The 13,344-nt window shown below is 59.3% G+C and carries 10 protein-coding genes; 9 read left to right on the top strand and 1 reads right to left on the bottom strand.

Annotated elements, in window-relative coordinates; all coding sequences use genetic code 11:
* Positions 1-211 precede the first annotated feature (211 nt).
* From AC1DPR_RS24535 to AC1DPR_RS24525, 3 genes are read left to right on the top strand one after another with little or no spacing between them, the layout of a single operon-like run.
* Positions 212-1,282 carry an HlyD family secretion protein gene (locus AC1DPR_RS24535; RefSeq protein ID WP_477817327.1) on the top strand — a complete coding sequence of 357 codons (1,071 nt, stop codon included), beginning with the start codon at positions 212-214 and terminating at the stop codon, positions 1,280-1,282.
* A 31-nt stretch (positions 1,283-1,313) separates the two neighbouring features.
* Positions 1,314-4,082, top strand: a complete 2,769-nt coding sequence (gene rbbA / locus AC1DPR_RS24530) for a ribosome-associated ATPase/putative transporter RbbA (RefSeq protein WP_477817326.1) — start codon at positions 1,314-1,316, stop codon at positions 4,080-4,082.
* Position 4,083: 1 nt separating this feature from the next.
* Positions 4,084-5,196 (top strand): ABC transporter permease, encoded by a 1,113-nt coding sequence (locus AC1DPR_RS24525; RefSeq protein WP_477817325.1) that lies wholly within the window; start codon positions 4,084-4,086, stop codon positions 5,194-5,196.
* A gap of 76 nt (positions 5,197-5,272) precedes the next feature.
* Here the strand turns inward: AC1DPR_RS24525 and AC1DPR_RS24520 are convergent, their stop codons facing one another.
* Entirely contained in the window at positions 5,273-6,196 is a 924-nt protein-coding gene (locus AC1DPR_RS24520) for a LysR family transcriptional regulator (protein ID WP_477817324.1), read from the bottom strand.
* A gap of 160 nt (positions 6,197-6,356) precedes the next feature.
* Here AC1DPR_RS24520 and lysA point away from each other — a divergent pair, with 160 nt between their 5' ends.
* From lysA to AC1DPR_RS24490, 6 genes are all read left to right on the top strand, one after another.
* On the top strand, positions 6,357-7,748 hold the full coding sequence (gene lysA / locus AC1DPR_RS24515) for a diaminopimelate decarboxylase (RefSeq protein ID WP_477817323.1): 1,392 nt from the start codon (positions 6,357-6,359) through the stop codon (positions 7,746-7,748).
* A gap of 79 nt (positions 7,749-7,827) precedes the next feature.
* Positions 7,828-9,414: an ABC transporter substrate-binding protein gene (locus tag AC1DPR_RS24510; RefSeq protein WP_477817322.1), complete on the top strand. Its 1,587-nt coding sequence runs from the start codon at positions 7,828-7,830 to the stop codon at positions 9,412-9,414.
* Between the two features lie 121 nt (positions 9,415-9,535).
* Positions 9,536-10,474 (top strand): ABC transporter permease, encoded by a 939-nt coding sequence (locus tag AC1DPR_RS24505; protein WP_018860236.1) that lies wholly within the window; start codon positions 9,536-9,538, stop codon positions 10,472-10,474.
* Positions 10,471-11,361 (top strand): ABC transporter permease, encoded by an 891-nt coding sequence (locus AC1DPR_RS24500; protein WP_477817321.1) that lies wholly within the window; start codon positions 10,471-10,473, stop codon positions 11,359-11,361. Before AC1DPR_RS24505 ends, AC1DPR_RS24500 begins: the two co-directional genes overlap by 4 nt.
* 11 nt (positions 11,362-11,372) lie before the next feature.
* A complete protein-coding gene (locus tag AC1DPR_RS24495) occupies positions 11,373-12,371 on the top strand; it encodes an ABC transporter ATP-binding protein (RefSeq protein WP_477817320.1) in 999 nt (332 codons plus the stop codon).
* A complete protein-coding gene (locus AC1DPR_RS24490) occupies positions 12,368-13,342 on the top strand; it encodes an ABC transporter ATP-binding protein (protein WP_477817319.1) in 975 nt (324 codons plus the stop codon). Before AC1DPR_RS24495 ends, AC1DPR_RS24490 begins: the two co-directional genes overlap by 4 nt.
* Positions 13,343-13,344 lie beyond the last annotated feature (2 nt).

Genomic DNA, 13,344 nt, shown 5'->3' with positions numbered 1-13,344 from the left:
ATAACATCTGCGTGCATTTTCGATAGACTTTCGCTTGTCGTCTGTCAGGATGGCCGGCAATTGGAACACTTTATTCGAAGCATGATGGCCGCTCCGCGCCGGCAATTTTGTGGTTGTGACCCACCTGTGACGGCGCAGAATCCACGTTCATACTGGCTTGAAATCACGGGATTATGCTGACGGAGACAGTGTCCGTTGCCAAGGAGAGGTAATGATCAAGTCCGCAAAGGGATGGATCTGGGGCGTAGTGGCCCTCATTGCAATCGGCGTTGGGTATTACGCATGGACCGTCCTTCGCAATGACGGTCTGCCCGCCGGATTTGCTGCCAGCAATGGTCGCATCGAAGCGGTGGAGATTGATATCTCGACCAAGACCGCTGGCCGGCTGAAGGAACTGCTGGTCCGCGAGGGCGATTTCGTCAAGGCGGGTCAGGTGTTGGCGCGGATGGATACCGCCCAGCTCGAAGCGAGCAAGCGCCAGGCCGAGGCGCAGTTGCGCCGGGCGCAGATCGCCGTCGATACGGCCCACAGTCTGGTTGCTCAGCGCGAAGCCGAAAGGAAGTCCGCGCTGGCCGTGATCGAGCAGCGCAAAGCACAGCTTGACTCTGCAATGAAGACCAATGCCCGCTCGCGACAGCTCCTGAGCAGCAGCACCGTATCGCAGCAAGTGGTGGACGATAGTGAAGCGGCGGAACAAGCCGCGCGTGCGACGCTCGCATCGGCGGAGGCATCGCTTGCAGCTGCAGACGCGGCGATCAACGCTGCCAAAGCGCAAGTGATCGACGCTGAAGCCGCCGTGGACGCGGCAAAGGCGCAGATCGAGAGCGTCGAAACCGATATCGCCGACAGCACCCTCGTCGCGCCACGCGACGGCCGAATTCAGTATCGTATCGCGCAGCCCGGCGAGGTCCTGTCCGCGGGTGGTCGCGTGTTGAATCTCGTTGATCTTGGCGATGTGTACATGACCTTCTTCTTGCCAACGGAACAGGCGGGCCTCGCATCGATTGGCTCAGACGTCCGTCTGGTGCTGGATGCAGCACCACAATATACGATCCCTGCGAAAGTTTCCTTCGTCGCTGATGTCGCCCAGTTCACGCCGAAGACCGTCGAGACCGAGGAGGAGCGCCAGAAACTCACCTTCCGTGTGCGGGCGCAAATCCCGCAGGAGCTGCTCCAGAAGTATGTTCAATACGTCAAGACTGGACTGCCCGGCATGGCCTATGTCCGGCTCGATCCACAAGCAGCCTGGCCCGAACGCCTCGAACGCAACCTCGTGAAGTGATGTGGGGAGCATGAGTGGGGCACCTCTAAGCATGAGCGTTCCCGCAGACGGTCACGCAACCGTGGCTCGGCTGGCGAATGTCACGCTGGCGTTTGGCAAGACGTTTGCGCTATCGGACGTGTCACTGGATGTTCCCGCGGGTTGCATGGTCGGGCTGATTGGACCGGACGGCGTGGGCAAATCCAGCCTTCTGTCGCTTGTGTCCGGCGCACGCGCCGTGCAGAAAGGCGATGTCGAGGTGCTGGGAGGAAATATGTCCGATGCCCGCCATCGTGATGAGACCTGCCCACGGATCGCCTATATGCCGCAGGGCCTCGGCAAGAACCTCTATCCCACCTTATCGGTCTTTGAGAACGTCGACTTTTTCGGGCGTCTGTTCGGCCATGATCGACAGGAACGCGAGACACGTATCCGCGAACTTCTCGACAGCACCGGGCTCGCCCCTTTTGCTGACCGGCCGGCTGCAAAGCTATCAGGTGGGATGAAGCAAAAACTCGGGCTCTGTTGCGCGCTTATCCACGATCCGGATCTTCTCATTCTCGATGAGCCCACAACTGGTGTCGATCCTTTGTCACGCCGGCAATTCTGGGACCTGATTGACCAGATTCGGGCCGGCCGGCCGGGGATGAGCGTCATCGTTGCCACAGCCTATATGGAGGAGGCAGCCAATTTCGACTGGCTGGTTGCGATGCATGCCGGCAAGGTGCTCGATACCGGAACGCCTGCCGAGCTTTTGTCGCGCACCGGCACCGGCAATCTCGATGCCGCTTTCATCGCCCTTTTGCCCGAAGCCGAGCGGCGTCGTCACGTCGACGTCGTCATCCCTCCGAGACAGGAAACAGAGGGCGAGGATTATGCAATCGAGGCAAGCCACCTCAGCATGCGCTTCGGCAATTTTACGGCTGTCGACAATGTCAGTTTCCAGATTCCGCGCGGGGAAATCTTCGGCTTCCTGGGATCCAACGGCTGCGGCAAATCGACGACGATGAAGATGCTGACCGGCCTGCTTGCAGCCAGCGAAGGTGAGGCCAGGCTTTTTGGTCGTACCGTTGATGCAAGCGACATGGCGGTGCGTCGTCGCGTCGGTTACATGAGCCAGGCATTTTCGCTCTACACGGAACTGACGGTTCGCCAGAACCTCGATTTGCACGCCCACCTCTTCAAGCTGCCGACAAGCACGATATCGGTTCGCGTCGAGGAGATGGCCAAACGCTTCGACCTCGAAGGTGTGATGGATGCGTTTCCTGACGGCTTGCCACTCGGTATTCGTCAGCGCCTGTCGCTGGCGGTTGCGATGATACATGCGCCGGACGTCCTTATCCTCGACGAACCGACGTCGGGCATCGATCCCATCGCCCGAGACGCCTTTTGGCAGATCCTGGTCGATCTCTCGCGCAAGGACAATGTGACGATCTTCATTTCGACGCACTTCATGAATGAGGCTGAGCGCTGCGACCGTATCTCGTTGATGCACGCCGGCAAGGTCTTGATCAGCGATACCCCGGAGGCGATCACCAAGAGCAGGAATTCCCCCACATTGGAGGACGCGTTTGTCGCATATCTCGAGGAGGCGGCCGGCATATCACCCGTCGTCAAGAGTGCTGCCGCAGAGACGACCGATACCTCGAAACTGCTGGGCCCGGGTCATGGACAGATCACCGGCAGGCGACGTATTTTCGATTTTCGCCGCATGTTCAGCTATACGAGGCGCGAGGCTCTGGAACTACAGCGTGATCCTATTCGAGCCACTCTCGCAGTGCTCGGCAGTGTCATCTTGATGTTCGTCATTGGCTACGGCATCAACATGGACGTGGATGATCTGACGTTTGCGGTCCTCGATCGTGATGATTCCACTATTAGCCGTGACTATGTGCTCGACATTTCCGGCTCGCGATATTTCATCGAGAAAGACCCGATCCGCGACTACGCCGAGATGGACAGACGGATGCGCGACGGCGAGATCAGCCTCGCGATCGAGATACCGCCTGGCTTCGGCCGAAAGGTGCTGCGCGGCGATCCCGTCGAGATTGGCGCCTGGATCGATGGCGCCATGCCACAGCGCGCAGAGACGATCGGCGGCTATGTCCAGGGAATGCATGCCAACTGGCTGACCGCACGCGCAAAGAAGCTCTATGGTACCGCCGCGACCCAGGGCGCATTCAGCATTGAAACCCGCTTCCGCTATAATCCCGACGTCAAAAGCCTTGTCGCCATGGTTCCGGCCGTCATTCCCCTGCTTCTGCTGCTCATTCCGGCGATGCTCGCCGCACTCAGCGTGGTCAGGGAAAAGGAACTGGGCTCTATCATCAATCTATATGTGACCCCGGTCACGCGGCTGGAATTCCTTCTCGGCAAGCAGTTGCCCTACGTGATGCTCGGCATTGCAAACTTCCTGCTTCTGGTTGCCTTCGCAACCCTCGTTTTCAGGGTACCGTTCACCGGCAGTTTCATGACCTATGCGGCAGCCGCGGTGCTTTACGTGATCATCGCCACCTCGATCGGCATCTTCATGTCGACGTTCATGTCCAGCCAGATCGCAGCGATTTTCGGAACGGCGCTTTTGACGCTCATCCCCGCGACCCAGTATTCCGGCATGACCGATCCGGTTTCCTCCCTGAAGGGCGCGGGCGCCCTGATCGGCCAGATCTATCCGGCGACCTATTTCATGACGATTTCACGCGGTACCTTTTCAAAGGCGCTCGATTTCTCGGGGCTGGCTGGCTCGTTTGTTCCTTTGCTGATTGCAATTCCCATATTGGTTGTCGCCGGCGCGGTACTGCTGAAGAAGCAGGAGAGTTGATATGGGTTGGTCCAACATCGTCCAGCTTGGCATCAAGGAACTGAGAGGGCTTGCACGCGACCCGATGCTGATGTTGCTGATCGTGTATGCCTTCAGCCTGCAAATATACACAGGCTCCAGCGCGCTTCCGGAAACACTCAACAACGCCGCGATCGCCATCGTCGATGAAGACCAGTCGCCACTCTCGGGGCGCATTACCACCGCTTTCACCCCACCCTATTTCGTGCCGCCAAAGCTGATCTCGATTGCAGAGATGGACCAGCGGATGGACGCAGGGGTGGACACGTTTGCCCTCAACATTCCACCAAATTTCCAGCGGGACGTCCTTGCCGGTCGGCAACCAACGATCCAGCTCAACGTCGATGCAACCCGAATGAGCCAGGCTTTCACCGGCAGCGGCTACATTCAGAGCATTGTCACGAGCGAGGTCAATGAATTCATGGACCGCTACCGCGGCGCGAACAATGTCTCGGTGGACCTGACGCTGCGGAACCGCTTCAATCCGTCGCTGAACAAGTCCTGGTTCGGATCGATCAACAACATCATTACCTCGATCACGATGTTGTCTATCGTCCTGACAGGGGCTGCCCTTATTCGGGAGCGGGAACATGGCACCATCGAACACTTGTTGGTAATGCCCGTCACGCCGATCGAAATCATGGTAAGCAAGATCTGGTCAATGGGGCTGGTCGTCTTACTGGCGACGAGCTTTTCCCTTTTTGTCGTCGTCAAGGGGCTCCTGGGGGTTCCGATCGAGGGGTCGCTGACGATCTTCCTTCTCGGCACGGCATTGTTTCTCTTCGCCACGACATCGATGGGGATTTTCCTGGCGACAATTGCCGGATCGATGCCGCAGTTCGGCTTGCTCCTGATCCTCGTGCTACTGCCGCTTCAGGTATTGTCGGGCGCCATGACGCCGCGCGAGAGCATGCCTGATATTATCCAGAATATCATGCTGCTGGCGCCGAACACGCACTTCGTCATTCTGGCGCAGGCGGTCCTGTTCCGAGGAGCACAGCTCGACGTGGTCTGGCCACAGCTTCTGGCGCTTCTTGTCATCGCGAGTGTGTTTTTCTGGCTGGCGCTGCGTCGTTTCAGACGCTTCCTGCGTTAGGTCATGGCGCGACCCACGATGTGCACGTGCCGAGCAGCCAAGAAGCTTTGCGTTCAAGCCCGCGGCGTGGTCTGCTTTACTTTCTATCCAGCGCGGAGTGCAAAGTTGCCCGCATCTCGTTGGCAGCCTCGGTCAGGACCGAGAGGAACCTCTCAATGACCGTCGATCGCGTCCTTCGAACCGGGCGCCACACGGCAAGCGTATATGGGACGCTGACGCTCAGCCTGCGCAATACCACTCCCTTGTCGACATGGTTTGCAGCAGTCAGCGGATTGATGATTGACACACCTACGCCGGCGGCAACCATCGAACATACGCTGGTGGCCGTCGTCGTCTCGACGGCATAGCTGCGCGAAATTCCTGCGGCCAGGAATATGTCGTCGAGTTTTCTTCGATAGGGATCGTCCTGCGAGAAATAGACAAATGGTACGCCGTCGAAATCTGCGGGTTCAAGGAGGTTCTTTTGCGAAAGCCTGTGGCCGATCGGCACGACGCATACCTGATCGCCAACGTCGATCCGCTGAGAGGCTACGCCAGGATATTCGAACCGGCCTTCGGTCACACCCATGTCGAAGACCGTTGTTGCCATTTCATGTTGCAGGGAAACCTCCTCCAGCGAATGCAGGGAGAGATGAACCGCCGGGCGATGCTTCAGAAGTTTTTGCGCCACGCGTGGGATGATGGAATCGGCATATGCCGGGATCGTGGCGATCCTTAGGTTGGAAGCGTTGTGCATGCGGATCGCCGACGCAGCACGGCTGATTTCTTCCATGCCGAGGAAGGACCGGCGAACGACTTCATGTAACAAAAGTGCCTGGTTCGTGGGTGTCAAACGCTTGCCGAAGCGCACGAAAAGGTCGAAGCCGATCCGCTGCTCCATTTCTCTGAGCTCTCGGCTGATGGTCGGCTGTGACGTTCCCAGTGCCGCGGCCGCCGCGGTCACGCTTTTGCTGATCATGATGCTGTTGAAGACCTCAATCTGGCGTTGGTTGAGCCTCATCGGTCTGAGCCTTTCGCTTCGGTGCCTTTCCCCTCCTGACGAGAGCGCAGGTGAAGCCTCTCATATATCAGAAATGAATAAGAGCGCCCTATCAATTATTTCCCTCAGGATTCAGGGTCTGAAACTATCGCTGCCGGAACCCAAACATGCGTGACGGGCGATGACAAAATACGTCGAAGAAGAGACCTGGCAGGATGACGAGCGGCGCTGGCTCGCCTATCGAGCAGGCGCTCTGCATATCGAGGATGTGCGGCTGGGCGCGGTTGCCGCCGCCATTCCAACGCCATTTTACTGCTACTCCGCCGGCGCCATCCGATCGGCGTACAGGACACTTTCGCGAGCACTCGCCCCCATCGACGTCGCGATCTGCTACGCCGTCAAAGCCAATAGCAACATCGCCGTGCTTCGCCTGCTTTCAGAACTCGGATGCGGGATGGACATCGTTTCCGGAGGAGAGCTGGAGCGTGCACTGGCAGCGGACGTACCAGCGTCAAGGATCATCTTCTCCGGCGTCGGAAAGACCCGCGCCGAGATCGCCCGCGCAATTGAGGTCGGCATTCACCAGATCAATGTCGAGTCGGCGGCCGAAATCAGCGTGGTCGCCGAGGTCGCCCGTGCACTCGGCAAGCGCGCGCCGGTCGCATTGCGAGTCAATCCCGACGTCGATGCCAAGACGCACGCGAAAATCACCACCGCGACGAAGGACAGCAAGTTTGGAATCGCGATCGGCCAGGTGGCCGACCTCTACGCCCAGGTTGCTGCGGCGCCTGATTTGGAAGCGGTTGGCGTCGCCGTTCACATCGGATCGCAAATACATGACATGGAGCCGTTCCGCCGCGCCTTTTCGGCAATGGCCGAGCTGGTAACGGAGATGCGCGGCAGGGGATTGTCCGTGCCGCGCCTCGACCTCGGCGGCGGCATTGGGATTGCCTCCGGCGATAAACCGGGCCCGGACATTGGGCGCTATGCCGCGATCATCGCCGAGACAGTTGGCCATCTCGGCTGCAAACTTGCCGTCGAGCCGGGCCGCTGGCTCGTCGGGCGGGCGGGGTTGCTGGTGAGCGAGTTGCTTTACCTCAAGGACATGCAGGACGGATGCATGGGCATCCTCGATGCGGGAATGAACGACCTTATGCGCACGGCGCTCTACGACGCCCACCATCCGGTTCTTCCCCTTCAGGAACCGCAACTCAACGATGCAACATGCACCTATACCCTCGTCGGGCCAATTTGCGAAAGCTCCGACAAATTTGGACGCTACGATGGGCTCGGTGAACTGCGGGCCGGTGAGCTTTTGGCTTTCGATCTCGCCGGCGCCTATGGCGCGTCGATGTCATCGACCTACAACTCGCGCGATCTTCTTGCCGAGGTACTTGTGGACGGTGATCGGTTCAGGACAATCCGGCGCAGGCAGGGCATTCAAGAAATGCTACAACTCGAGCATGGGGGAGCCTGGGAGCGTCCTGCACCGGGCGGAAAAGTGATGGCCGAACCTGTCTTGCACGGGGGCACAAAAGGCACCGGGAGGGAATTGGCAGACGCTGAACAATAATTGGACCGGGAACCGGTCAGCACGGGGAAGCGACAAGCGCTGCCCCGGATGGGGAAACAAGAAAAAGAGGGAATTTCAAATGCTGAACAAAGCCAAGTTTATGATGGCGACGGGCCTCATTACGCTTGCGATGGCTTCGACCAGTCTTGCGGCCGACCATGTCTTGAAGATCGCCTATCAGGAGGATCCGAAGACCGTCGACGTCCAGATGACGCAGGATTTCTACACACTGCCGCTCAACGTTTACGACCGGCTCGTCGAGGCCGAAACGAGCGGGCCGGGCCAGTCGCAGCTCACCCCCGGGCTTGCCGAGAGCTGGGAAGTTTCGCCAGACGGCAAGACCTACATATTCCACCTGCGCAAAGGCGTTCTGTTTCACAATGGCGAGGAGCTGACTGCGGATGACGTCGTCTACACCTTCGACCGCATGCTCGACCCCAAGACCAAGGCGCTGAGCACCGATATTCTCAATTTCGTCGATGGTGCCACCGAGCGCCTGGATGGATCCGCCACCACGGTCCCCGGTCTGCAGGCGGTGGACAAATACACTGTCAAGATCGTCCTGAAGGAGCCTTACGCGGCCTTCATCGCCCTCTTGGCGAGCCCCGGTGCGTCGATCTACAATCGCAAATTCACCGAACCGCTTGGCGACAAGTACGGCCTTACGCCGGAAACGACCAACGGAACCGGGCCGTTCAAACTGACGGAATACACCCTCAACGACAGTCAGGTCCTTGAGGCCAACGACAAGTATTTCAAGGGTCGCCCGAAGCTCGACCAGATCGTCATCCGCGTGGTCGCCGATGCCGAAACACTGCGACTTCTCTTCGAGTCGGGCGAGCTGGATGTGTTCGATATCGACTACGCATCGTCGCAGCTGCCCTATTTCGCCGGCAGTGACCAATGGAAGGACCAGATTCGATCCGGTCCACGCGTCGGCATCTATTACTACCACATCAATCAGGCGCTGAAGCCCTTCGACGACGTGCGCGTCCGCAAGGCGTTCCAGATGGCCATCAACCGCCAGGAAATTCTCGACAAGAATTTCTATGGCAAGGGCAAGTTGGAAAACGGCGTCATGCCGCGTGGACTGACCTGCTATGCCGAGGCCAAGCCGATCGAGTACAACCCGCAGAAGGCCAAGGCGCTACTGGCAGAGGCTGGTTACCCCAACGGGGTAGACATCAAGCTGACCCAGGCCAGCAATTGGTCCTCGCGTTGGTCCGACATGAACCAGATCATCCAGGCCCAGATCAAGGAAGCTGGCTTCAACGCCGAGATCAACACGATGGACGAATCCGCATATTTTGCGGCCCGTAAGGCGGGGACCGTCGACAACTACACGCAAAACTGGTCGGCGGACTTTAATGATCCGGACAATTTCTTCTACACGTTCTTCAGCAAGAGCGGCACGTCGGTTCGCGGTTACAACAACAACGACGAGCAGGTCTTTGCGGCGCTCGACAAGGCGCGCTCGATGACCAACCCTGAGGAACGCTGCGCGCTGTACCAGAAGATGACGGATCGGATCGTGCAGGATGATGCAGCCTGGGTGCCGCTATTCAGCCTTGACCACAACTATGTCGTTCAGCCCCGGGTGAAGAACTTCGTGGTGCCGTGGAACGGCTGGAGCGACATGAGCTACTACAAGATGGAAGTCGAATAGGACTTAACCGGCGTGGCGGGCCTCGAAAGGGGCCCGCCATCCTCTTGTTTCCCTGCGGTTTCGCAGGATCCATTTGCCGGCGATCCTTGTTCCGGCGAGATTCGATGAAAGACCACTTTCGATGCTGACCTTCGTGATAAAGCGCATCGCGATGTCGATCCCAGTTCTGATCGGCATCACGGCGCTGCTCTTCATCATGCTCAACGTGATACCCGGTGATCCCATAGCGCTTCTGATGAAGGAGCATGCCAGCGCCGACGTCATCAACCGCGTGCGCGCCCAGATGCACCTCGACGATCCGCTGATCACGCGATACTTCAGGTTCCTCTTCGCCGCCCTTCAAGGCGATCTCGGCGTGTCGATCAAGCTCAATCGCGACGTGACGACGCTCATCCTCAATGCATTCCCGAGCACGCTCATCTTGACGATCTGTGCGGCACTCGTGTCCTGGGTGATCGGCATTCCGGTGGGCGTGCTGTCGGCGGTCAGGCGGGATTCGCTGCTCGATCACCTGTTCATGGGCTTCTCGCTTCTTGGGGTTTCGATGCCGATCTTCTGGTCGGCCCTATTGATGCAGTATGTCTTCGCTCTGAAGCTGAAATGGCTGCCTGTGTCCGGTTTTTACGGATACCAGTATGTGATCATGCCAGCGATCGTGCTCGGATGGAGTTCGGCTGGCGTCATCGCCCGCCTCACCCGCTCCAGCCTGCTTGAGGTCATGCGCCACGATTATATCCGCACGGCTCGCGCCAAGGGCCTTCGCGAATTGATGGTGATCCGACGGCATGCGCTGAAGAACGCGCTTATCCCGGTCGTGACCATCATGGCGATCCAGGTCGCAGGGCTGCTGTCGGGCGCAGTCATCACCGAAGCGATCTTCGGCATCCCAGGCGTAGGCCGCATTTCGGTCAGCGCCATCCAGGCGCGCGACATGCCGCTTCTGCAGGGCTCGGTGCTATTCGCCACCGTCCTCGTCATCTTCGGCAATCTCGTTGCCGATATCCTCTATTCGGTTCTCGACCCCCGCATTCGCTCCGAAATGAAGGGAGGTTCGAAATGACTGAGATCGCCGAAACCATCCCGGACGTTGCGGATGATGCGGGCAACGACAGTTTCCTGCGCGACGGCATCAGGATCTTTTGCAGGAACCGAATGGCGATGGCCGGTCTGATCATGGTCGGGTGTCTCGTCTTCGTGGCGCTGTTCGTTTCCTTCATCAGTCCGCATGATCCCTACCGCGTGGCGCTGAACGAGCAGTTCCTTCCGCCGTCCACCACCTATTGGCTCGGTACGGACAACTTCGGCCGGGATCTCCTGACCCGCATTCTTTATGGCGCCCGGATATCTCTGGTCGTCGGTATCGTGCCGAGCTTCATCTCCCTGATGATTGGAGCAGTCCTTGGTGTTGTCAGCGGCTACTACGGGGGTCGGGTCGACTTCATGATCATGCGGCTGGCCGATATGATGATCGCCTTCCCGTCGCTCCTGCTGGCGATGGTGGTGATGTACACGCTTGGGGCGAACCTCTTTAACATCTTCATCGCGCTCAGCCTCGTTGGCTGGGCCGGAGTGGCCCGCGTGGTGCGCGCACAGACACTCGCCGTCAAGGAGAAAGAGTTCATCGAGGCGGCGCGCGCGAACGGTACGAAGAAGGTGGCGATCATGGTCGGCCACATCTTCCCCAACGTCGTTCCGACACTGATTGTTCTCTTTTCGCTCAGCATTCCCGACGCGATCATGTGGGAATCGAGCCTCAGCTTCCTCGGCGTCGGCGTTCAGCCTCCCGAAGCCAGCTGGGGTCTCCTGGTGGCCAAGGGCAAGGAATACCTCTTCTCCGCACCCCTGGTTGCGATCATGCCCGGCGTTGCGATCCTGATCACGGTGCTGGCGTTCAATTTTGTCGGCGACGGACTGCGTGACGCGCTCGATCCCTACATGAAGGACTGAGGGGCGCGACGATGACAAACCGAGACAAATTGCTCAGCGTGCGCAACCTGCGCACGGAATTCAAGACGCAGAACGGCCCCGTCCGGGTAGTTGACGGTGTGTCGTTCGACGTCGGGCGCGGGCGGATCGTCGGTCTGGTCGGGGAATCCGGCTCCGGCAAGAGCATCACGGCGCTGTCGCTGATGGGATTGGTCCCTTCGCCGCCGGGAACGGTGAGTGCCGATAGCATTATCCTTGACGGGACCGATCTGGCGCGGCTGAACAGCGACGAGATGCGGCGCAGGCGCGGTCGCGAGGTTTCAATGGTATTTCAGGAGCCCATGACCTCGCTGAATCCCGTGAAGACCATGGTTCAGCAGGTTGGCGAGCCCCTTGCCATTCACACCGGCCTCAACAAGCGCGCCATCCGTGAAAAGGTGCTGCAGATGTTCGAGACGGTGGGTATTCCAGAGCCAAAGGCACGCCTCGACGTTTATCCGCATCAGCTTTCGGGGGGGTTGCGCCAGAGGGCGATGATCGCCATGGGGCTGATCTGCGAACCGAAGCTCCTGATCGCCGACGAACCGACGACGGCGCTCGACGTAACCACGCAGGCGCAGATCCTCAGGCTGATGATGGCACTGCGTGAGCGAGCCGGCACTGCAATCATCATGATCACGCACGATCTCGGTATCATCGCCGAGATGTGCGACGAGGTGAACGTGATGTATGCCGGCCAGATCGTCGAACAGGCCAATGTCTTCGACCTCTTCGACCGGCCGTCGCATCCCTATACGCGCGGCCTGCTCGCTTCGATCCCGAAAGCGACGGAAAAACGCACGGCGGAACGCCTGAACAGCATTCCAGGTGTGGTGCCGAATCTTGCGAAACTTCCAGCGGGCTGTCGTTTCCACCCCCGCTGCGGCGATGCGATGCCAATCTGCAAGCTGAAGCAGCCTGAACTGACGGATCTCGGCAATGGCCACAAGGCGCGCTGCTGGTTGCATGACAAAGAGGGAGCAAAGGCGTGAGCGACGTTCTGATTTCCACCGCCGGGCTGAGCAAGCACTACCCTGTCGGCACGGGCTTCTTCCGCTCTCAGCATAAGGTGATCCGCGCCGTGGACGGCATCGATCTCGAGATCCGCGAAAGGGAAACCTTCGCGCTCGTGGGGGAGTCGGGCTGCGGCAAGACGACGCTCGGCCGCGTGATGCTTCGGCTGATCGAGCGCACGGAAGGGGCCGTGCACTATCGCGGTCAGGACTTGCACGCGCTCGACGAGCCTGCAATGCGGGCAATGCGCAAGAAGCTGCAGATCGTCTTTCAGGATCCATTCGCCTCCCTGAACCCCCGCAAGCGCGTCAAGGACATTTTGGCCGAGCCTTTGCGCGCACACGCATACGGTACCCGAGCCGAAATCGAAGAACGCTGCGGCGAGTTGCTCGATATGGTCGGGCTGCGCCGACAGCTCCTGCGCCGCTATCCCCACCAGTTCAGCGGCGGGCAGCGGCAGCGCATAGGTATTGCTAGGGCGCTTGCCAACAATCCCGAATTCGTTGTCTGCGACGAGGCCGTCTCGGCACTCGATGTCTCGATCCAGGCGCAGGTCTTGAACCTCTTGCGCGATCTCCAGGAACAACTGAAGCTAACCTATCTCTTCATCACCCACGATCTGAGCGTGGTACGCCAGTTTGCCGATCGGGTCGGGGTAATGTTCCTCGGGCGGATGGTGGAAGTCGGGACGACAGAGGAAATTTTCGCAAAGCCGCGCCATCCCTATACGATGTTCCTGATGTCGGCGGTTCCGCGTCCCGATCCGCATCAGCGAAACCGTGAGCGGCCGCTGCTCACCGGCGACATTCCGAGCCCGATGAACCTGCCGTCCGGATGCCGCTTCCATACGCGCTGTCCCTTTGCACAGGCGATCTGCCGGAGCGAGGAGCCTGCGCTGTCGGACCGCGGCGGCCACACGGTCGCATGCCACTTTCCACTGGACCAGTGATT

Source organism: Rhizobium sp. 01T417, from assembly GCF_056398905.1.
Note: the sequence above shows the minus strand (reverse complement) of the source record. Positions and strands in the feature narration are given on the sequence as shown.

Coding starts and splice junctions, on each gene's coding strand:
- AC1DPR_RS24535 (WP_477817327.1), top strand. CDS start 212: ATGATCAAGTCCGCAAAGGGATGGATCTGGGGCGTAGTGGCCCTCATT.
- rbbA (WP_477817326.1), top strand. CDS start 1,314: ATGAGCGTTCCCGCAGACGGTCACGCAACCGTGGCTCGGCTGGCGAAT.
- AC1DPR_RS24525 (WP_477817325.1), top strand. CDS start 4,084: ATGGGTTGGTCCAACATCGTCCAGCTTGGCATCAAGGAACTGAGAGGG.
- AC1DPR_RS24520 (WP_477817324.1), bottom strand. CDS start 6,196: ATGAGGCTCAACCAACGCCAGATTGAGGTCTTCAACAGCATCATGATC.
- lysA (WP_477817323.1), top strand. CDS start 6,357: ATGACAAAATACGTCGAAGAAGAGACCTGGCAGGATGACGAGCGGCGC.
- AC1DPR_RS24510 (WP_477817322.1), top strand. CDS start 7,828: ATGCTGAACAAAGCCAAGTTTATGATGGCGACGGGCCTCATTACGCTT.
- AC1DPR_RS24505 (WP_018860236.1), top strand. CDS start 9,536: ATGCTGACCTTCGTGATAAAGCGCATCGCGATGTCGATCCCAGTTCTG.
- AC1DPR_RS24500 (WP_477817321.1), top strand. CDS start 10,471: ATGACTGAGATCGCCGAAACCATCCCGGACGTTGCGGATGATGCGGGC.
- AC1DPR_RS24495 (WP_477817320.1), top strand. CDS start 11,373: ATGACAAACCGAGACAAATTGCTCAGCGTGCGCAACCTGCGCACGGAA.